Source organism: Lelliottia sp. JS-SCA-14 (genome assembly GCF_035593345.1).
GTDB classification, from domain to species: Bacteria; Pseudomonadota; Gammaproteobacteria; order Enterobacterales; family Enterobacteriaceae; genus Enterobacter; species Enterobacter wanjuensis.
On the sequence record NZ_CP141606.1, the window covers coordinates 4,329,832 to 4,348,566 of the forward strand.

The following is an 18,735-nucleotide window of genomic DNA, read 5'->3' on the forward strand; positions in this document are numbered from 1 at the left end:
GCGATGCCATCCGGTTTTTTTATGCGTCGAGCAAACTGGCACGCACCTTAACGACCACCTTCTTTATCTCTTCTGATTCCTTCAGTACGCCGCCAGGTTTATGCGGCTCTCCAGGCATAAAGACCGCGTACATGCCGGGTTTCAAATCTAGCCGCTGCATCCCTTCGATAGCGCTACATAACTGGTAATCGTCCTCGACATGTCGCTCCTCACACTGACGCGCTGAGCCTGCCACGCCGTACAGAATACGCTCCTCTCCCGCCAGCAACAGCTGGATATCGATGTATTGCTCATGCAACTCAGCTTTTTTCTGCTCAGGCGGCTGCGTGGCAAACGACATCACGTTCATAAAGATATCGTCGCCCTGCAGCTCGTAGCGCCCCGGCGCTTTGTCCTGCGGCCAGGCCGAAATGGCCTGCGTCAGTGCCTCTGCCAGCACGGGGTGTAATCCCGACAGCACACTGGCTTTTCCCATCATCATTGTTGTGCTCCTTGAGACAAAAGTGCCGCGCCCAATAAACCCGCATCGTTGCGATAAAAGGCCGGGCGAAGATTGACGTGATAAACCGGTGGCTCTTGCGCCAGAAACTCAGCCACCTGCGATAAATACCCTTCCGCCAACCCGACGCTGCCGCCCACAACGACGGTCTGACAATCCGTCACCGCTTTGACATCGGCGATGAGACGCGCCAGGGTCCGGGCGGAATGTGCCACCAGCTCACGGGCATGCGGATGCCCGCGCAGCGCATGGGTGAAGATGGCTTTGGCATCAAGCCCCGCCAGCTCCCCCTGCGCCCGGGCGGCGATGCCCCGGCCCGAGGCAATCGCTTCCACGCATCCCCGGCGACCACAGCCGCAAACCGGACCGTGCGGATCGGCAAGCGTATGACCCAGATGTCCGGCGAGCCCTCCTTCACCCGTCTGCAACTCGCCCTTCAGTACCACGCCACCGCCGACACCCGTGGAGACGGTGATGAACACCATATCCTGCGTATCTATCCCCGGCGCGTGATATTCCGCCCACGCCGCAGCCTGCGCGTCATTCACCGCCATTGCGGGCAGGCCCGTGATTGACGCCAGCGTCTGCACCAGCGGGAAGTGCAACAGCCCGCCCAGGTTATGGGGATTGATCGACACCAGCGTGCCTTCGCGGATAATCCCCGTTGAGGCGATGGCTACCTGATGCGCCGATGCCATCACCGGTTCCACCAGCGCTTTTAGGGCAGCGCGCAGCGCGTCGGGGGTTTTGCTGGCAGGCGTAGGCATTTCGCGCCGCTCACGGATCTGTAAATCGTCGTCGATCAGTGCAGCGGCCAGTTTGGTCCCGCCAATATCAATAGCCAGGGTGGTCATTTCACCGCCTCGCGCTCGCTTTTGATGCTGCCAAAAGGTACGGCACCGCTGAACGGTTTACCGTCGATGGCATCGTGCGTGCGCAGCGCTTCCGGGCGGATCCAGCGCTGGACGCGGGACGGCATATCCAGACCGATCAAAAGGATCACCACGAACGTCAGACCAAACGACAGAGATCCCAGCGCGGTACCCAGTTCAAGGCGCTGCGCCAGCAGTGCGCCGATAATCGGGGCGAGTGCGCCGCCCAGTGCGCCGACGTTATAGGTAAAGCCAAGGCCCGCCGCGCGCTGATCCGTATCGAAGTAGCCGCCAATCAGTTTCGGTAAAATCCCGGAGATCCCCTGCCCCAGCATCTGCTGGAAGAAGAGCAGCAGGCCAAGCACCCAGATATTGGACCCGCCGATCGCGAACACCGGAATGATCAGCAGCTGCGAGGCCAGCAGGCTGCAGACGTACGCCTTGCGGGTACCCAGCCAGTCGCCGAGGAAACCGCCGACACAGCAGCCCACTGCCGCGCCAAAACCGCTGAAGAACAGCACGTGTGCGACCGTCATCGGATCGTAGGCGAGATCCGTTTTCAGATACGTGGGCAGCAGCGCCTGAATCGGCCATGAATAGAGGAATGCGAAGAGCACAACGACCATCAATGTGACGCCCGTCGGCCAGCGTTTGCCGCTGCTTTGCACCATAAAGCTGATGAACACGCAGGCGCACAGCAGCCCCAGAATCACCACCAGCCCGGCGTTGTTCAGCTCCCCGGCGAAACAGAGCCACAGCGCGGTTCCGGCAAAAAGCGTCATCACGATATTGATGAGACGATACTTGCCGCGATAGAGAATATCGACCATCGTGCGCACCGGCGCTTTACCTTCGTGCTTCGCTTTCCAGTCTTCCGCTTCGGGAATGTTTTTTCGCAGCCACAGGGCAAAAATGATCGGCAGGATGCCGATGAAGAACAGCGCACGCCAGCCCCACACGGGAACGACCAGGCTGTAGATCTGCGCCGCGACCACTGCACCGATGGAAAAACCGGAGATTAAAAAGCCGCTGGCTTTATTGCGCAGATGTTTCGGCCAGCTTTCGATGACATAGGTCGCGCTGGAGCCGTATTCGCCTGCCATGCCCATGCCGATCACCATCCGGGCGATAAACATGGTGACGTAGCCCGGCGCAAACCCGCACGCCAGCGTACCGCAGGAGAAGAGGACGATACTGGTGATCATCGCCAGCTTGCGGCCGTAGCGATCGCCCATCGCGCCCAGTAGCAGGCCGCCAAACCAGCGCGAGATAAAGGCGGCAGAAATCAGGCTGGCTGCTTCCACCGTCGTTAAACCAAATTCACTTTTGACTTCTGTTAACACCAGCGCGATCAAAACAAAATCAAAGCCATCAAGCAGATATCCCAGCCAGGCGGCGGAGAATGCGCGCCACTGTGGGCGGGAAAGATGGCGGTACCACGGGATGCTTTGGGTAGAAATACTCATAACACTCTCCCGACGAATTCTGTGTTGTATTGCCGGACGATGGGTTCACATCATCCGGCGTACATGTGTGTTTGCTTTTGCCGGATGACGGCTTCGCCTTATCCGGCCTACGTATATGCGAATCGATCATGTTTTGTAGGCCGGATAAGCGAAGCGCCATCCGGCAAGAAATCAGCGCTTATCAGCCAGCAGTTGCTCTGCGAGGGCTTTCAGCTCCGGCAGGTACTGCTCCGCGACCGGGGCAAAAGGCTTACGGCACAGCGGAACGGCGACCACGTCCATATAGTGCAGAACGGTTTTCAGGCCACGGAACACGCCGACTTTGATCAGCAGGTCGATAACCTTGTTGCACTCGCTTTGCAGACGCTGCGCGGTGGCGTTGTCCCCTTCACGGATCGCGCTGGCGATAGCCTGATAGCGTGCGCCCATGATGTTGTACGTGCTGCCGATCCCGCCGTCCGCGCCCGCCAGCAGACCAGAGGCGAAGATCTCGTCGTAGCCGTTATAAAGCACCAGATCCGGATGCGCGCGGCGGATCTGCTCCATCTGGAAGAGATCGCCGGAGGTCTGTTTCAGGGCGCTAACGCCCGGCAGCGTCACCAGCGTATTAATTTGATCGAGGGATAACTTCACGCCGCTCAGCGCCGGAATGTTGTACACCACCATCGGCAAACCATCCGACGAATCAATGATTGCACGGTAGTGGTCGCAGTGTTCTTCAAAGCTGAAGGGATAGTAGAAGGGTGTGACCGCCGACACAGCGTCGAAGCCGTTACGGCTGGCCGCGGCCGCGAGCTGCTGGCTTTCCGCCGTGCTGACGCAGCCGACATGGGCGATCAGCGTCACTTTGCCCTTCGCCTCTTCTGCCACGATCTCCAGCACCTGCTCGCGCTCGGCGAGGCTCTGCACAAAGGCTTCGCCCGTTGAGCCGCCCACGTACAGGCCGTCGATACCCTGCTGAATGTTGAACTGCACCAGGCGGCGCAGGCTCTCTTTATCCAGCGCCTGCTGTGAATTGAACGGGGTCAGGAGTGCGGCCATCACGCCACGTAATTGCTTTGCCATAGATACCTCAAGTGATGTTTGGTCTGTTTATCGATATACCTTTATACCTGTTATACCAGATCAAATAATCAGCACCCCATACAGAACGCTTATATTGCGATCTGCTTCACTAAAGGATCGTTATTTTTTCTTTTTGGATCCCTGGCCGATGGCGTGCCAGGTGGCGGAAACGCTGTTGAGATGGGTTTGCAGCGCGCGGTCGGCTTCATCGGGGTCGCGGCGGCGGATGGCGTCAACAATGGCGATATGCTGCTGATAGCTCACGTCGTTGTGCTGATACAGCTCGGCGTCGGAGACTTTCGGACGGGCGGCGATCAGCCAGTCGAGCAGCGCGACGTGGATCGCCATAAAGATTGGGTTGCCGGGGATCTCCGCCAGTACGCGGTGGAAATCGACGTCAGAGCGGATAAACAGCGCGTTATCGTTGAGTGACTGGCTGTTAATTTCCAGCGCTTTCGACAGGCGTTCCACCTGTTCGTCCGTGGCGTATTCCGCCGCGTAACGCACCAGGCTCGACTCAAAAAAGAGCCGCAGCTGTTCGAAATGGGTAATACCGCCCGGCTGGGTGAGGAAATCCTTCGCCATGCCGGAGAGTTCGCTGATGATGGTGTCGGCTGAAGGCATTGAGACGCGGGCGCGTTCGCCGTTGTTGATTTGCACCAGCCCTTTGCGCTTGAGAGCGGCCAGCGCTTCGCGGACCGATGGGCGGCCGACGTTGAAAAACTCCATCAGTTCACGTTCAGAAGGGAGTTGTTCACCCTGGGCAAACTCCTGACGGCGGATCATCTGCTCCAGCTCTTCTTCCACCATATCGGAGAGTTTTTTACGCGCCAGCGGGCGACGACGCAAACTGCGACCAAGGGTTTCGGTTGAATTTTCCGCCTGAAGATCAAATGGTTTCATAAAGACTCGGGTCAGAAGAGTGACAATCAGTGACAACGATTCATCATAACACAGGATTTTTGGCTGGGCGAAAAGCCCTGAATAGCAAAACAGGCCCATCGGGCCTGTTCAGTTATTTCACAACGCGTAACGCTGGACGGCCACCGCGCGGCGGCGGATCGTCATCAGGGTCATTGTCGTTATCGTGATCCGGCTTGTCGCCATCGATGATCGACATCACCGTTTCGCTTTCGCTGTCGGGTGAACCGTCTTCATCGTTAAGGCTGGTGACATCTTCGTCATAAGCCGCTTCCGGTTCAAACATCGTGCCCGCACCGTTTTCACGCGCGTAGACTGCCAAAACAGCAGCCAGCGGCACAGAAACCTGACGCGGAACACCGCCGAAACGCGCGTTGAAGCGCACTTCGTCGTTAGCCAGTTCCAGATTACCCACCGCGCGTGGCGCGATGTTCAGAACGATCTGCCCATCACGTGCGTATTCCATCGGAACGCTCACGCCCGGTAACGTCACATCCACTACCAGGTGCGGCGTAAGCTGGTTGTCCAGCAGCCATTCATAGAAGGCACGCAGCAGATACGGACGGCGTGGAGACAGCTGTGACATTTCCACAATCGTTAACCTCGACCAAGACGCATTTCGCGTTCCGGTTCTGTCAGAGAAGCCAGGAAAGAGTCGCGCTCAAACACGCGAGTCATGTAGCCTTTCAGCTCTTTCGCGCCAGGACCGCTGAACTCTACGCCCAGTGCCTGCAGGCGCCACAGCAGCGGAGCCAGGTAGCAATCGACAAGGCTGAACTCGTCGCTCAAGAAGAATGGCTTCTGACCAAACACCGGAGCAATCGCCAGCAGCTCTTCACGCAGTTGCTTACGCGCCGCGTCTGCTTCAGAGGATGAACCGTTCACGATCACGTTCATCAGGGTGTACCAGTCTTTCTCGATACGCTGCATGTACAGGCGGCTTTCACCACGCGCAACCGGATAAACCGGCATCAGCGGCGGATGAGGGAATCGCTCATCCAGATATTCCATAATGATGCGGGATTCCCACAGGGTCAGCTCGCGATCCACCAGCGTTGGTACGCTCTGGTTCGGGTTGAGATCGATCAGATCCTGAGGTGGGTTATCCTTTTCCACATGCTCGATCTCAAAACTGACACCTTTCTCGGCCAGCACGATACGAACCTGATGGCTATAAATGTCAGTAGGACCAGAAAACAGCGTCATTACCGAACGTTTGTTGGCAGCGACAGCCATGAAAACCTCCAGGTATATTCAGAATATTACTGCTACCGGCCCGGGGGCCAGCCAGATGATTTGTTACCCATCCCAGGAACAAACTCTATCGCTCAAAAATCGAACAAAAGTGGTGTATTCACTGACATTTGGGCAGAAAATTGGATGATAGTTTACCAGATTTTGCAGGCTTTGTGGTGAGGGGATTCTGGAAATACGGAAAAAGAGCTGAGAATCAAATAAATACTGTGGATAACCGTCGGATTATCCATAAAAAAAACCCGCCGAAGCGGGTTTTTCGCCAATCTCTCTGCCGAAGCAGAAAAAAATTAACGCTTGGAGAACTGTGGACGACGACGTGCTTTACGCAGGCCGACTTTCTTACGTTCAACTTCACGAGCATCACGAGTAACGAAGCCAGCTTTACGCAGTTCGCCACGCAGGGACTCGTCGTACTCCATCAGAGCGCGGGTGATACCGTGACGGATCGCACCAGCCTGACCAGAAGTACCACCACCTTTAACGGTGATGTACAGATCGAATTTCTCAACCATATCAACCAGTTCCAGCGGCTGACGAACTACCATGCGGGCAGTTTCACGACCGAAGTACTGTTCCAGAGAACGTTGGTTGATAACGATTTTACCACTGCCCGGTTTGATGAACACGCGAGCGGCGGAGCTTTTGCGGCGACCAGTGCCGTAGTATTGATTTTCAGCCATTGCCTATAATCCCGATTAGATGTCAAGAACTTGCGGTTGCTGTGCCGCGTGGTTGTGCTCGTTGCCTGCGTAAACTTTCAGTTTACGGTACATAGCACGACCCAGCGGGCCTTTTGGCAGCATGCCTTTAACCGCGATTTCAATCACACGCTCAGGACGGCGGGCAATCATCTCTTCAAAGGTCGCTTGTTTAATACCGCCGATGTGGCCGGTGTGGTGGTAGTACACCTTGTCTTCACGCTTGTTGCCGGTTACAGCAACTTTTTCTGCGTTCAGAACGATGATGTAATCACCGGTATCTACGTGCGGGGTGTATTCCGCTTTGTGCTTACCGCGCAGGCGACGAGCCAGTTCGGAAGCCAGACGACCCAGAGTTTTACCGGTCGCGTCAACAACATACCAGTCGCGCTGTACGGTTTCTGGTTTAGCTGTAAAAGTTTTCATTAAAAGCTTACCCAAATAAATAAGTTACACGTTGGTGAACACCCAAACGTTTTAAAAGTTGAGGCTCACACGACAAAGTCCGGCAAACCTACCCCTTCGAATAGCCTATGCCAGCACATAGAAAGTTTTGGGAAAAAAACCTTCTCGTAACGTGGGGTCGCAAGATTATAGAGAAGTCGAGGTCAAAGATCGACCCTTAAATGTGATTAGTCGCAAGGTTTTCGAGCATAGCCTCTATGCGGCCTGATGCCCTCACCCCCAGCCCCTCTCCCACAGGGAGAGGGTAGCGTACTAAGGCATATGCGCGCGCTTCAAATACTCCTCGCTCTGCATTTCCTGCAGGCGCGACAGGCAGCGCTGGAACTCAAACTTCAGCCGCTCGCCCTGATACACCTCATACAGGGGTACAGCGGCGCTTACCACCAGCTTCACATGACGCTCGTAAAACTCATCCACCAGCGCGATAAAGCGGCGGGCTTCGCTTTCCATCAGCGGCGTCATCACCGGGACATCAAACAGCATCACCGTATGGAACAGGCGCGACAGCGCGATGTAATCATGCTGGCTGCGGGCATCGACACATAGCGTCGCGAAAGAGACGGCCAGGGTCTGGTTTTCAACGCCCAGGGTTTGCAGCGGGCGGTGGTTAATTTCCAGCTCCGGCGTTTTGTCACGCTTAGCACCGGCTAGCGCCAGCCAGAGTTTGTCCATCTGGCTTTGCGTCTCATCATTTAACGGTGACAGCCAGAGGTGCGCCTGGGTTAGCGTGCGCAGACGATAGTCCACGCCCGCATCGACGTTCATGATGTCGCAATGTTCCTTGATAGCATCAATAGCGGGCAGGAAACGCGCGCGCTGCAGACCGTTGCGATAGAGATCGTCCGGCGGAATGTTGGAGGTTGCCACCAGCGTAATACCGCGCGCAAACAGGGCCTTCATCAGGCCGCCGAGCAGCATGGCGTCGGTGATATCCGAGACGAAAAACTCGTCGAAACACAAAACGTCGGTTTCGGCTTTAAAGCGCTCAGCGATGATATCCAGCGGATCGGTGTGGCCCTGCAGAGCGTTCAGCTCTTCATGGACGCGCAGCATAAAACGGTGAAAGTGCAGACGCTGTTTACGGGTGCCCGGCAGGCTCTGATAAAACATGTCCATCAGCCAGGTTTTCCCCCGGCCTACCCCGCCCCACATATATAAGCCGCGAACAGGCGCGGCACTCTGCGGCTCTTTTTTTCCGAGCAATCGACCAAACGCCGCTTTCAGACCGCCGCTCTGCGCGGGGGCGGGCGTTTGTTGAGTCAATTCCTGATAGATAACATCGAGGCGATGAACGGCTTCACGCTGAACGTCATCGGGCTGGTGAGTGCCCTCGTTCAGGGCTTGTTGGTAACGCGATGTGGGGGACAGGCTTTGCATGATCTTGTTGTTATTCCTTCAATTAAACCTCGCCAGCGAGCGTGACTGGCGAAAAAAAGGCCGTTCTACAGTACGCGATGATGCGTCAGGATTCCACTTCTGAAGAAATAGCGGTTATAGTGGCATAATCAGGCACAGGCAGGAGCCGAGCCACTACCCTACGGAACAACAAGACAACGGGAGAAGTTCATGACCTGGGAATATGCGCTAATTGGTTTAGTCGTCGGTATCGCCATCGGTGCCGTGGCCATGCGTTTTGGTAATCGCAAACTGCGTCAGCAACAGTCGCTGCAGTATGAACTGGAAAAGAACAAAGCTGAGCTGGAAGAGTATCGTGAAGAGCTGGTCAGCCACTTTGCCCGTAGCGCCGAACTGCTGGATAACATGGCGACAGATTATCGTCAGCTGTATCAGCACATGGCGAAAAGCTCCAGCAGCCTGCTGCCGGAACTGAGCGGTGACACCAACCCGTTCCGCAATCGTCTGGCCGAGTCTGAAGCCAGCAACGATCAGGCGCCGGTACAGATGCCACGTGATTACTCCGACGGTGCATCCGGCCTGCTGCGCGGTGGCGCAAAACGCGATTAATCGCACATCTACGAACTATTTCACGGGCGCCGTCATCGCGCCCGTCCTTTCTTTCCCTTCCCAGCTATTATTTAGTCAATTGACGCATTGTTCAGTGGTTTAAAATTCAATAACATCAAACTGTTTTTGGGCCGTTTTTCCTTACTCCAGGCAACGAGAGCCAGCATCAATGAAGAAAAAAAACCAGCTGTTAAGCGCGATAGCGTTAAGTGTCGGGTTATCTTTGACGACGTCCTGGCCTGCGGCCGCGGCGCTTCCTTCGCAAGTGCCTGGCGCAGCGGCGATCCCAAGCCTGGCGCCGATGCTTGAAAAAGTATTGCCTGCGGTCGTGAGTGTGAAAGTGGAAGGCACAGCGGCACAAAGCCAGCGCGTGCCGGAAGAGCTGAAAAAATACTTCGGTGAAGACGGTCCGGATCAGCAGGCTCAACCCTTTGAAGGGCTCGGCTCCGGCGTGGTCATCGACGCGGCAAAAGGTTACGTGCTGACCAACAACCACGTCATCAGCCAGGCCGATAAAATCAGCGTGCAGATGAATGACGGTCGCGAGTTTGACGCCAAACTGATCGGCGGCGACGACCAGAGCGACATCGCGCTGCTGCAAATTCAAAACCCCAGCAACCTGACGCAAATTGTTATCGCGGATTCCGACAAACTGCGCGTCGGTGATTTCGCCGTGGCCGTCGGCAACCCGTTTGGTTTAGGCCAGACCGCCACCTCCGGGATTGTCTCAGCGCTCGGTCGCAGCGGCCTGAATCTGGAAGGGCTGGAGAACTTTATCCAGACCGACGCCTCCATTAACCGCGGGAACTCCGGCGGCGCCCTGCTGAACCTCAACGGCGAGCTGATCGGGATTAACACCGCGATCCTCGCGCCGGGCGGCGGCAGCATCGGTATCGGCTTTGCTATTCCGAGCAATATGGCCAAAACCCTGGCGCAGCAGCTGATTGAATCCGGCGAAGTGAAACGCGGGCTGCTGGGCATCAAAGGCATGGAGATGAGCGCCGATATTGCCAAAGCCTTTAATCTCAACGTGCAGCGCGGGGCCTTTGTTAGCGAAGTGCTGGCCAACTCTGGCTCGGCGAAAGCGGGCGTGAAATCGGGCGATGTGATTGTCAGCCTGAACGGTAAGCCGCTCAGCAGCTTCGCCGAACTGCGCTCGCGCATCGCCACTACCGAGCCGGGCACGAAAGTGAAACTCGGCCTGCTGCGCGACGGCAAACCGCTCGACGTGGAAGTGACGCTGGATAAAAGCACCTCGGCATCGGCCAGCGCTGAGCTGATCGCCCCTGCCCTGCAAGGTGCGGCCCTGAGCGACGGACAGCTGAAAGACGGTACCAAAGGCATCTCCATTGAGAGCGTCGAGAAGAGCAGCCCGGCCGCACAGGCGGGTCTGCATCAGGACGACGTGATCATCGGGGTGAATCGCAACCGCGTGCAGTCAATCGCGGAAATGCGCAAAGTGCTGGAGAGCAAACCGACGGTGATTGCCCTGCAAATCGTCCGCGGCAACGATACGCTCTACATCTTATTACGCTAAGCACTGACGCCGGACATCACCGCTGCGTGTGATGTCCGGATAAGTCATGTTATGCTGCAACCGTTCCTTAATTAACGACGCCCGCATCATGGTTCTTAAGCTCTTTCGTTCGGTCGCCATCGGTTTGGTTGTTGGCGGTTTATTACTGGTTGCAATGCCCTCTTTACGTCAGTTCAACAAACTGGCGGCGCCTCAATTCGACAGTACGGATGAAACCCCGGTGAGTTACAACCAGGCGGTTCGCCGTGCGGCACCTGCCGTGGTTAACGTCTATAACCGCGGTCTCAACAGTTCCGCCAATAATCAGCTGGAGATCCGCACGCTCGGGTCCGGCGTGATCATGGATGAGCGCGGGTACATCATTACCAACAAGCACGTCATCAACGACGCCGATCAGATTATCGTGGCGTTGCAGGATGGCCGCGTCTTTGAAGCCCTGCTGGTTGGGTCAGATAGTCTGACGGACCTCGCCGTGCTGAAAATCACAGCGACGGGCGGGCTACCGGTGATCCCGATTAACCGTAAACGCACGCCACATATCGGAGACGTGGTGATGGCGATCGGTAACCCCTATAACCTGGGCCAGACCATTACCCAGGGGATTATCAGCGCCACCGGGCGTATCGGCCTGAACCCGTCAGGACGGCAGAACTTCCTGCAGACGGATGCCTCTATCAACCACGGGAACTCCGGCGGCGCGCTGGTGAACTCGCTGGGCGAACTGATGGGTATCAATACCCTGTCGTTTGATAAGAGCAACGACGGCGAGACGCCGGAAGGGATTGGCTTTGCGATCCCCTTCCAGTTGGCGACCAAAATTATGGATAAGCTGATCCGCGACGGTCGTGTGATCCGCGGCTACATTGGGATTGGCGGGCGTGAAATCGCGCCGATGCATAGTCAGGGCGGCGGGATCGATCAGATTCAGGGTATCGTGGTAAACGAAGTCACTCCGGGCGGCCCGGCGGCCGCAGCAGGACTGCAGGTCAACGACGTGATTGTGTCGGTGAACGGGACGCCGGCGGTGTCAGCGCTGGAGACCATGGACCAGGTGGCGGAGATTCGCCCGGGTTCCATCATTCCGGTGGAAGTCATGCGTAATGATAAGAAGCTGACCATTCAGGTCACCATCCAGGAATACCCGGCCACCAACTGAGTGGCATAAAAAAACCGGAGTCATTATGGCTCCGGTTTTTTATCGCCTGGCATTCGCTTACTTGTTAACGAACTCTTCGCCCAGGGTGATATCTTTCTTCAGCGTATCGAGCATGCCTTCCATCGCTTGTTGTTCAAACGCGCTCAGCTTGCCGATTGACTGACGTTCTTCAACGCCGTTTTTGCCCAGCAGCAGCGGCTGTGAGAAGAACCGGGCGTGTTCGCCGTCACCTTCCACGTAAGCACATTCCACCACGCCTTTCTCGCCTTGCAGGGCGCGAACCAGAGACAGACCAAAACGTGCAGCCGCCTGGCCCATAGACAGGGTTGCAGAGCCGCCACCCGCCTTCGCTTCCACCACTTCGGTGCCCGCGTTCTGGATACGTTTGGTCAGGTCAGCCACTTCCTGCTCGGAGAAGCTCACGCCTGGGATCTGAGACAGCAGTGGCAGGATAGTCACGCCAGAGTGACCACCGATCACCGGCACTTCGATGTCAGAAGGCAGTTTGCCTTTCAGTTCCGCCACGAAGGTGTTGGAGCGGATGATGTCCAGCGTGGTCACGCCAAACAGTTTGTTCTTATCGTACACACCCGCTTTCTTCAGCACTTCTGCAGCGATAGCCACAGTGGTGTTGACCGGGTTAGTGATGATACCGATACAGGCTTTCGGGCAGGTTTCTGCGATCTGCTGCACCAGGTTCTTCACGATACCGGCGTTGACGTTGAACAGATCGGAACGGTCCATGCCAGGCTTACGGGCAACGCCCGCGGAGATCAGCACCACGTCTGCGCCTTCGAGCGCCGGGCGTGCGTTTTCACCAGAGAAGCCTTTGATTTTCACAGCTGTTGGGATGTGGCTCAGGTCAACAGCGACACCAGGGGTGACCGGAGCAATATCATACAGGGAGAGTTCTGAGCCTGAAGGCAGTTGGGTTTTCAGTAGTAGGGCAAGCGCCTGGCCGATACCACCAGCAGCGCCGAGGACTGCAACTTTCATCCTAAACTCCTTATTATGGTTAACTTTAATATCTGTTACTCCGTTGCGGCGACATTAATTCAGCAGGTAAATAATTACAATTTTCGTAGCTAAAGAATTTGAGGTCACGCGCCTTTCATCTTTGCCGGTATGCACTCAGCAAGCTGTGGCAACGAAGTAGCCAATCAAGACGGTGGTTACAATACACCCTCACTCGCCAGCAAAACAACATCATTTTGATAACATTTAATTTACTTTTAAGGTTATTTGCGCGCCGTGATGCAGGCATGTTTTCTGATAACGAAATTTGATAAAATCACTCCCTTTCATAACATTATTTCAGCCTGGCTTCGGGCAGATAATTTGCATAAAAATTCATTTACATGCATAATAATGAAGTTTCTTTCGTCATATTCCGGGTGACTTATGCGTAGCTCGTCAAAACAAGAAGAATTAGTGAAGGCGTTCAAAGCGCTGCTCAAAGAAGAGAAATTCAGTTCTCAGGGAGAGATTGTTCTGGCTTTACAGGAACAAGGTTTCGAGAACATTAATCAGTCGAAAGTCTCCCGTATGTTAACCAAGTTTGGCGCCGTGCGTACCCGCAACGCCAAAATGGAAATGGTCTACTGCCTGCCAGCCGAGCTGGGCGTGCCGACCACCTCCAGCCCGCTGAAGAATCTGGTGCTGGATATTGATTATAACGATGCGGTGGTGGTGATCCACACCAGTCCTGGTGCGGCGCAGCTGATTGCCCGCCTGCTGGATTCACTGGGTAAAGCAGAAGGGATTCTCGGCACCATCGCGGGTGATGACACCATCTTTACCACGCCGGCGAACGGTTTCTCCGTTAAAGATCTCTACGAAGCGATCCTGATGTTGTTCGAACAAGAGCTGTAATCTTCTTCCCTGCTGCCCTCGCAGCGGGGAATCTTCTGCCCCCGTCTCGTTAACCTCCCCATTCTGTTGCCGTTACTTTTGCAAATAGTGCTTTTACCTGCCTGTTTTTATTCATCCAGTGAATCGTAAATCAACAAATCGCACAAAAAATCAAAGTTTCATATCCCTATGATTTACTTATGTATCCATTCTCAATGTGACGAAAAAACGATCATTTCTATGCAATTTGGTTATAAAAACGTGACTGGTTAACACGTAATTACCTACGGGATAATTAGCGTGGTATTAATTTTTACAGTGACTAGTGTATACTTGATTTTGTGATGAGGGTCACGAAACGAAAGACCCCAATAAATTCGACGAGGTAAAGAATCATGAAAATCAAAACGACTGTAGCGGCTCTGAGCGTCCTGTCTGTCCTGTCATTCGGTGCATTTGCTGCCGACTCTATCAACGCTGATCAGGCGCAGTCCCGTCAGGCCATCGGCACCGTTTCTGTGGGTGCTGTCAGCTCTTCTCCGATGGATATGCACGAGATGCTGAACAAGAAAGCGGCTGAACAAGGTGCGTCTTCTTACCGCATCATCGAAGCGCGTTCTGGCGACCATTGGCACGCAACGGCTGAGCTGTACAAATAAGTTTCATCAATAGAAGTAACGACATTATCAACTCAACGGCACCAGGCATAAAAATAGCGGTACAACCCTTCTCGCCGTTGGGATAACACATTTCAGGAGTACGACTATGAACACCAAATTAATCATCGCAACCCTTGGCTTAGCTTCTGTTCTCTCTTTCGGTGCCAGCGCCGCTGTGCATCAGGTGAATTCAGAGCAAGCACAAAACCTGCAATCAATGGGTAGCGTATCCGTCTCTTCAGTCGCGGGCTCTCCGATGGATATCCGTCAGGAATTAGCCGCTAAAGCTGAAAAAGCAGGCGCCAGCAGCTATCGCGTCACCGAACTGAATCAGGGTGACCATTGGCACGCAACGGCTGAACTGTATAAATAAACCCTCGTCGTATCTCATCATACGACTTGCCCCTGACACGTTGTCAGGGGCTTTTTTATGTCTGTAAATCAATGACGAACGTTGAAACGTAGCTGCCCTTCCAGCTCCTCTTCCGCCTCATCAAACAGCAGAACCAGCGCGCCAAAGCGTCGGCGGAGCTTATCCGGCAGGTGGATAAACTCGATCTCCAGCGGCACAGGCAACACATCGCCAACGACCACATCCCACAGGGAATCCAGATCCGTGACCTTTTCCCGTTCTAATCCAAAAGCGCGACAAAATTCGCGGTAAAAGTCTTCCTGACTGTCGATTTCATCAAAATCAAAAGTAGTGATATTCATTGCCTGCCACCCCGTCCAGACAGGCGGCCTGCGCCGCCCTGACGATAATTATAATCCCCCGATATGCAGGGTTTTGACTTCCAGAAACTCCTCCAGCCCCAGTACCGATCCCTCTCGTCCCAGCCCCGACTCTTTCACCCCGCCGAACGGACCGAGTTCCGTCGAGACTGCACATTCGTTAATGCCGATCATGCCGCTCTCAATCGCCTGCGAGACGCGGAAGACGCGCGACAGATTTTGCGTATAGAAGTAGGCGGCAAGGCCAAACGGCGTGTTGTTCGCGCGCTGGATCACCTCCTCTTCGGAGGTAAAGCGGAAGCAGGCCGCGACAGGACCAAAGGTCTCTTCTTCGGCCAGTTTCATTCCTTCGTGGCAATCGCCCAGCACCGTCGGCAGCCAGAAATTACCGCCGAGGGAGTGCGGTTTCCCACCCGCCAGTACCGTAGCGCCTTTCGCCACCGCATCCTCGACGTGCTCACGCACTTTGTCGACGGCAGCGGATTCAATCAGCGGACCCACGACGACGCCCTCTTCCAGACCGTTACCCACTTTCAGGGCGTTCACCGCATCGGTGAGTTTGCTCACAAAGGTGTCGTAGACGGCTTCCTGGATATAGAAGCGGTTCACGCTGACGCACACTTGCCCCGCGTTGCGGAATTTATTGGCAATCGCCCCTTTCACGGCGGCATCGATGTCCGCATCGTCGAAAACGATATAAGGCGCGTTACCGCCCAGCTCCATGGAGACTTTTTTCATGGTCTCTGCGGCGTTACGCACCAGGGTTTTACCCACGGCGGTCGAACCGGTAAAGGATATTTTGCGCACCTCGTGGCTGGCCATGATGGCGTCGCTGATCTCGTGGGTATTCCCGGCAACAGCGTTGAGCACGCCATCGGGTACGCCCGCTTTTTTCGCCAGCGTCAGCAGCGCAAATGCACTGAGCGGTGTGTTGTTGGCGGGTTTGATCACGCCGGTGCAGCCTGCGGCCAGCGCCGGGCCGAGTTTGCGGGTCAGCATCGCCATCGGGAAGTTCCACGGCGTGATGGCCGCCACTACGCCGATCGGTTCGCGGGTAGCCAGAATGCGCGAGCCGGGTTTAATCGGGGGAATGATTTCGCCGTTGGCGCGTTTCGCCTGCTCGGCAAACCACTGGATAAAGCTGGCTGCGTACTCGACCTCGCCTTCCGCCTCTTTTAGCGGCTTGCCCTGCTCGGTGGTCATCAGTCGGCCAAGCCAGCTTTTATTCTCGATAATCAGTTCGTACCAGCGATAGAGAATGGTCGAGCGCTCTTTCGCGGTTTTCGCACGCCACGCGGGAAAAGCACGGCTTGCCGCAGCGATGGCCTCTTCGGTCTCTTTTTTACCGGCTTTTGCAACTTTCGCGACGACCTCTCCCGTGGCCGGGTTGAGCACGTCAAAGGTGGTATCCAGCGTTTTCCATATGCCGTCTACCAGATATCCGGCTTGAAAAAGCGCATTGTCCTGGAGTGCCTGGGTGGTCATGTGTCCTCCTGATCTGGGTTTAAGAGCCTGCCAGATAAGTATAGCCACAAAAAAACCGACGCTTTTGGCGTCGGTTTTGTCAGTCGGTTTCGCCGGGTGGCACTGCGCTTACCCGGCCTACAAGTTCTTCTCAACCTTTAACTGTCGGTGAGCGCATTCTGGTAGCGATGCAGCACATCCGTCAGACGCTGTACCGGCTCCGTGACCTGCCGCGGCGCTTCCCAGACCTGCAGCTTCTCCTGGTAGATGTTCAGCTCTTCCAGCAGTTGGGCGAAGTAGCGGCGTCGCTTATCGTCCGTAGAGGCTGAAATCACATGATCCGCCGTGCGGCGCAGCTGACGGTGGAACGCCGAGAGGTCGTCGTTGATCGGAATCGGCGCATTGCGCAGACGCTGGTGAGCGATGATCATCGTCAGCGCCAGGCGAAACTTCGCGATATCGCCAGGGAATTTGGTCAGGAGTAAAAACAGCTGCTGGTACAGCGCTGGCAGATGGTTCTCTTTGCGCCGAGCGGTATTGGTGGTCATCGCAGAAACCGCCGCCGAAACGAACTGGTTCAGCAGGACGCGTCCGGTCCGCGCCTGGGAGTTATCGCGCACCAGCAGAATGACCATCATCGCCAGGAAGCAGCCCACCAGCTGACCTAAGGCGCTGTCGAGAAACTGGCTAAAGTGGAAGGTCATCGGGTTATCCAGCACCAGAATGTTAATGGTACTGGCGAGCGCGCCGAGGGAACCCAGACGCCGTTTCTGCACTTCGATACCGATAAAGAACGCCAGCACCGCCAGGCTGATGCACAGCAGCAGCATGCTCTGCTGCGTGGACGGGAGCACCACCAGGAAATAGAACGCCCCGATGGGGAGCGCCGCTATCGCGCCATACAGAAAGTCGATCGCCACCATCCGCGGGTTCGGCAGGCGCATGGCGAGTGAGGTGACAACGGCAATCATCACCATCGCTCCGGTGCCGGACGTCCAGCCCGTCCAGAGCCAGAACAACGCTCCGAGCATACAGGCGAGCGTGGTGCGCCAGAAGTTCACCATCGCATGGTGGCGTTCGGCCGACTCGGCTTTCACCACCACTTCGCTGCGCAGAACCTCTTCTTCGGTGGTGCTGATTTTGGTATTGCTGATGACTCCGCGTTTCAGCAGCAGGTAGCGCGTCGCCGCACCCACCCAGCTGTAGATCGTCACAGGCGTGTCGCGCTCGCCGGTCCAGGCCATCACCCGGCGCATTCGCTTCAGCTGTTTGCGTACATCCTGCTCCGTTTCAACGGGTTCTTCGAACAGCTCGCGGAAGGTATCGGTGATCGCTTCCGGACGGGTATTTTGAATAAGGTAGGTTTCGCACGCCTGGGTGATCAGCGTCAGGGAGACGGTGTTGAGCGCCTTCAGACGTCGGTTGGCGCGCGACCAGCGGGAGGATTCCATATTCAGGTTGCTGCGCATCCCTTCCAGCGCAGTGCTGCGACGCACCAGGTCGCCCCAGGCTTTATCCACCTCTTCACTGTCGCCGTGTTTAATACAGAGCTGCATCAGCTGATACTGAGCGACAATCAGCGAATCCAGCTCGCGGTCGACTTCCTGTTTGATCGAGCGCGGAGAGAAAAGCAGGTCGGCGACGATGGCGCAGACGATCCCGATGACGATCTCGCTGCAGCGCTCCAGCGCAAACTGCGGTGCCAGCAGGGGATTGCTCTGAATGGTGATCACGATGATCAGCGCGGTATAGCCGGACAGGCCCCAGGCGTAGGAGTTCTCCACTTTGACCAGGGAAGAGACCCAGGTACAGAAGCCTGCCCAGATACAGCACACCATCAGCATCATCAGCGGGGAGCGGATCATGGTGATAATGATGGTCAGCGCCGCGACGCAGCCGATAAAGGTCCCGACGATACGCAGCATCCCGCGATAGCGGATGGCTCCTGAATAGGGTTCGCCGCCCGCCGCGAAGGCCGGGCCTGCCGCGACAATCGCCGCCGTCAGCACCGCCCAGCGCGGCGTTTCCAGCTGGAAGTGGAAACCGACAAACAGCGCCAGCACGATAGCGCACGCCAGTTTAATGGCGAAGCGAACGTGCTGGGTGGCGATGGAGAAAATGCCCATCA

General features: G+C 56.0%; 20 protein-coding genes. 6 read left to right on the forward strand and 14 right to left on the reverse strand.

Annotated features, from left to right (window positions below):
• Positions 1 to 19: 19 nt before the first annotated feature.
• The 10 genes from nanQ to zapE form a co-directional block, all read right to left on the reverse strand.
• Complete coding sequence (gene nanQ / locus U9O48_RS20170) at positions 20 to 481, reverse strand: N-acetylneuraminate anomerase (protein ID WP_285148117.1); 462 nt, start codon at positions 479 to 481, stop codon at positions 20 to 22.
• Positions 478 to 1,353: an N-acetylmannosamine kinase gene (gene nanK / locus U9O48_RS20175; RefSeq protein WP_285148116.1), complete on the reverse strand. Its 876-nt coding sequence runs from the start codon at positions 1,351 to 1,353 to the stop codon at positions 478 to 480. The genes nanQ and nanK overlap by 4 nt, the downstream gene beginning before the upstream one ends.
• Positions 1,350 to 2,837 carry an MFS transporter gene (locus U9O48_RS20180; RefSeq protein WP_285157620.1) on the reverse strand — a complete coding sequence of 496 codons (1,488 nt, stop codon included), beginning with the start codon at positions 2,835 to 2,837 and terminating at the stop codon, positions 1,350 to 1,352. Before U9O48_RS20180 ends, nanK begins: the two co-directional genes overlap by 4 nt.
• A 171-nt stretch (positions 2,838 to 3,008) precedes the next feature.
• Complete coding sequence (nanA, locus tag U9O48_RS20185; RefSeq protein ID WP_324723086.1) at positions 3,009 to 3,902, reverse strand: N-acetylneuraminate lyase; 894 nt, start codon at positions 3,900 to 3,902, stop codon at positions 3,009 to 3,011.
• A gap of 120 nt (positions 3,903 to 4,022) precedes the next feature.
• Positions 4,023 to 4,805 carry a transcriptional regulator NanR gene (gene nanR, locus U9O48_RS20190; protein ID WP_282491854.1) on the reverse strand — a complete coding sequence of 261 codons (783 nt, stop codon included), beginning with the start codon at positions 4,803 to 4,805 and terminating at the stop codon, positions 4,023 to 4,025.
• Positions 4,806 to 4,917: 112 nt separating this feature from the next.
• A complete protein-coding gene (gene sspB / locus U9O48_RS20195; protein WP_285145641.1) occupies positions 4,918 to 5,415 on the reverse strand; it encodes a ClpXP protease specificity-enhancing factor in 498 nt (165 codons plus the stop codon).
• Between the two features lie 5 nt (positions 5,416 to 5,420).
• Positions 5,421 to 6,059: a stringent starvation protein SspA gene (sspA, locus tag U9O48_RS20200; protein ID WP_100778703.1), complete on the reverse strand. Its 639-nt coding sequence runs from the start codon at positions 6,057 to 6,059 to the stop codon at positions 5,421 to 5,423.
• A gap of 308 nt (positions 6,060 to 6,367) precedes the next feature.
• A complete protein-coding gene (rpsI, locus tag U9O48_RS20205; protein WP_064543072.1) occupies positions 6,368 to 6,760 on the reverse strand; it encodes a 30S ribosomal protein S9 in 393 nt (130 codons plus the stop codon).
• A 15-nt stretch (positions 6,761 to 6,775) separates the two neighbouring features.
• A complete protein-coding gene (gene rplM, locus U9O48_RS20210; protein ID WP_095283609.1) occupies positions 6,776 to 7,204 on the reverse strand; it encodes a 50S ribosomal protein L13 in 429 nt (142 codons plus the stop codon).
• A gap of 291 nt (positions 7,205 to 7,495) precedes the next feature.
• The gene (gene zapE, locus U9O48_RS20215; protein WP_324723087.1) at positions 7,496 to 8,620 is read right to left on the reverse strand and encodes a cell division protein ZapE; all 1,125 of its coding nucleotides are present in this window, start codon (positions 8,618 to 8,620) and stop codon (positions 7,496 to 7,498) included.
• Positions 8,621 to 8,809: 189 nt separating this feature from the next.
• Here zapE and zapG point away from each other — a divergent pair, with 189 nt between their 5' ends.
• The 3 genes from zapG (at position 8,810) to degS (ending at position 11,901) form a co-directional block, all read left to right on the forward strand.
• Positions 8,810 to 9,208 carry a Z-ring associated protein ZapG gene (gene zapG, locus U9O48_RS20220; RefSeq protein WP_095283611.1) on the forward strand — a complete coding sequence of 133 codons (399 nt, stop codon included), beginning with the start codon at positions 8,810 to 8,812 and terminating at the stop codon, positions 9,206 to 9,208.
• Positions 9,209 to 9,377: 169 nt separating this feature from the next.
• Entirely contained in the window at positions 9,378 to 10,745 is a 1,368-nt protein-coding gene (gene degQ, locus U9O48_RS20225; protein ID WP_285145643.1) for a serine endoprotease DegQ, read from the forward strand.
• Between the two features lie 88 nt (positions 10,746 to 10,833).
• The gene (degS, locus tag U9O48_RS20230; RefSeq protein WP_285145660.1) at positions 10,834 to 11,901 is read left to right on the forward strand and encodes an outer membrane-stress sensor serine endopeptidase DegS; all 1,068 of its coding nucleotides are present in this window, start codon (positions 10,834 to 10,836) and stop codon (positions 11,899 to 11,901) included.
• Positions 11,902 to 11,958: 57 nt separating this feature from the next.
• Here the strand turns inward: degS and mdh are convergent, their stop codons facing one another.
• Entirely contained in the window at positions 11,959 to 12,897 is a 939-nt protein-coding gene (gene mdh, locus U9O48_RS20235) for a malate dehydrogenase (RefSeq protein ID WP_095283614.1), read from the reverse strand.
• A gap of 405 nt (positions 12,898 to 13,302) precedes the next feature.
• Between mdh and argR the strand changes: the two genes are divergently transcribed.
• The 3 genes from argR to yhcN (U9O48_RS20250) all read left to right on the forward strand — a co-directional run bounded on the left by argR (position 13,303) and on the right by yhcN (U9O48_RS20250) (position 14,784).
• Positions 13,303 to 13,773: a transcriptional regulator ArgR gene (gene argR / locus U9O48_RS20240; RefSeq protein WP_100778698.1), complete on the forward strand. Its 471-nt coding sequence runs from the start codon at positions 13,303 to 13,305 to the stop codon at positions 13,771 to 13,773.
• 374 nt (positions 13,774 to 14,147) lie between these two features.
• Positions 14,148 to 14,411, forward strand: a complete 264-nt coding sequence (gene yhcN / locus U9O48_RS20245; RefSeq protein WP_282491868.1) for a peroxide/acid stress response protein YhcN — start codon at positions 14,148 to 14,150, stop codon at positions 14,409 to 14,411.
• A gap of 106 nt (positions 14,412 to 14,517) precedes the next feature.
• Complete coding sequence (gene yhcN, locus U9O48_RS20250) at positions 14,518 to 14,784, forward strand: peroxide/acid stress response protein YhcN (RefSeq protein ID WP_102105510.1); 267 nt, start codon at positions 14,518 to 14,520, stop codon at positions 14,782 to 14,784.
• Positions 14,785 to 14,852: 68 nt separating this feature from the next.
• Here yhcN (U9O48_RS20250) and U9O48_RS20255 read toward each other — a convergent pair whose 3' ends face one another.
• From U9O48_RS20255 to aaeB, 3 genes are all read right to left on the reverse strand, one after another.
• Positions 14,853 to 15,125, reverse strand: coding sequence for a barstar family protein (locus U9O48_RS20255; protein WP_282491872.1), 273 nt, complete (start codon positions 15,123 to 15,125; stop codon positions 14,853 to 14,855).
• A 48-nt stretch (positions 15,126 to 15,173) separates the two neighbouring features.
• Positions 15,174 to 16,628, reverse strand: coding sequence for an NAD-dependent succinate-semialdehyde dehydrogenase (locus tag U9O48_RS20260; RefSeq protein WP_324723088.1), 1,455 nt, complete (start codon positions 16,626 to 16,628; stop codon positions 15,174 to 15,176).
• A 137-nt stretch (positions 16,629 to 16,765) separates the two neighbouring features.
• Complete coding sequence (gene aaeB / locus U9O48_RS20265) at positions 16,766 to 18,733, reverse strand: p-hydroxybenzoic acid efflux pump subunit AaeB (protein ID WP_324723089.1); 1,968 nt, start codon at positions 18,731 to 18,733, stop codon at positions 16,766 to 16,768.
• Positions 18,734 to 18,735 lie beyond the last annotated feature (2 nt).

Excerpts from the sequence above, each read along its gene's own strand:
- U9O48_RS20180 (WP_285157620.1), bottom strand. The coding sequence starts at position 2,837 with ATGAGTATTTCTACCCAAAGCATCCCGTGGTACCGCCATCTTTCCCGC.
- nanR (WP_282491854.1), bottom strand. The coding sequence starts at position 4,805 with ATGAAACCATTTGATCTTCAGGCGGAAAATTCAACCGAAACCCTTGGT.
- mdh (WP_095283614.1), bottom strand. The coding sequence starts at position 12,897 with ATGAAAGTTGCAGTCCTCGGCGCTGCTGGTGGTATCGGCCAGGCGCTT.
- U9O48_RS20255 (WP_282491872.1), bottom strand. The coding sequence starts at position 15,125 with ATGAATATCACTACTTTTGATTTTGATGAAATCGACAGTCAGGAAGAC.
- degQ (WP_285145643.1), top strand. The coding sequence starts at position 9,378 with ATGAAGAAAAAAAACCAGCTGTTAAGCGCGATAGCGTTAAGTGTCGGG.
- rplM (WP_095283609.1), bottom strand. The coding sequence starts at position 7,204 with ATGAAAACTTTTACAGCTAAACCAGAAACCGTACAGCGCGACTGGTAT.
- zapE (WP_324723087.1), bottom strand. The coding sequence starts at position 8,620 with ATGCAAAGCCTGTCCCCCACATCGCGTTACCAACAAGCCCTGAACGAG.
- argR (WP_100778698.1), top strand. The coding sequence starts at position 13,303 with ATGCGTAGCTCGTCAAAACAAGAAGAATTAGTGAAGGCGTTCAAAGCG.
- U9O48_RS20260 (WP_324723088.1), bottom strand. The coding sequence starts at position 16,628 with ATGACCACCCAGGCACTCCAGGACAATGCGCTTTTTCAAGCCGGATAT.
- zapG (WP_095283611.1), top strand. The coding sequence starts at position 8,810 with ATGACCTGGGAATATGCGCTAATTGGTTTAGTCGTCGGTATCGCCATC.
- sspA (WP_100778703.1), bottom strand. The coding sequence starts at position 6,059 with ATGGCTGTCGCTGCCAACAAACGTTCGGTAATGACGCTGTTTTCTGGT.
- nanK (WP_285148116.1), bottom strand. The coding sequence starts at position 1,353 with ATGACCACCCTGGCTATTGATATTGGCGGGACCAAACTGGCCGCTGCA.
- aaeB (WP_324723089.1), bottom strand. The coding sequence starts at position 18,733 with ATGGGCATTTTCTCCATCGCCACCCAGCACGTTCGCTTCGCCATTAAA.
- yhcN (WP_282491868.1), top strand. The coding sequence starts at position 14,148 with ATGAAAATCAAAACGACTGTAGCGGCTCTGAGCGTCCTGTCTGTCCTG.
- rpsI (WP_064543072.1), bottom strand. The coding sequence starts at position 6,760 with ATGGCTGAAAATCAATACTACGGCACTGGTCGCCGCAAAAGCTCCGCC.
- yhcN (WP_102105510.1), top strand. The coding sequence starts at position 14,518 with ATGAACACCAAATTAATCATCGCAACCCTTGGCTTAGCTTCTGTTCTC.
- degS (WP_285145660.1), top strand. The coding sequence starts at position 10,834 with ATGGTTCTTAAGCTCTTTCGTTCGGTCGCCATCGGTTTGGTTGTTGGC.
- nanQ (WP_285148117.1), bottom strand. The coding sequence starts at position 481 with ATGATGATGGGAAAAGCCAGTGTGCTGTCGGGATTACACCCCGTGCTG.
- nanA (WP_324723086.1), bottom strand. The coding sequence starts at position 3,902 with ATGGCAAAGCAATTACGTGGCGTGATGGCCGCACTCCTGACCCCGTTC.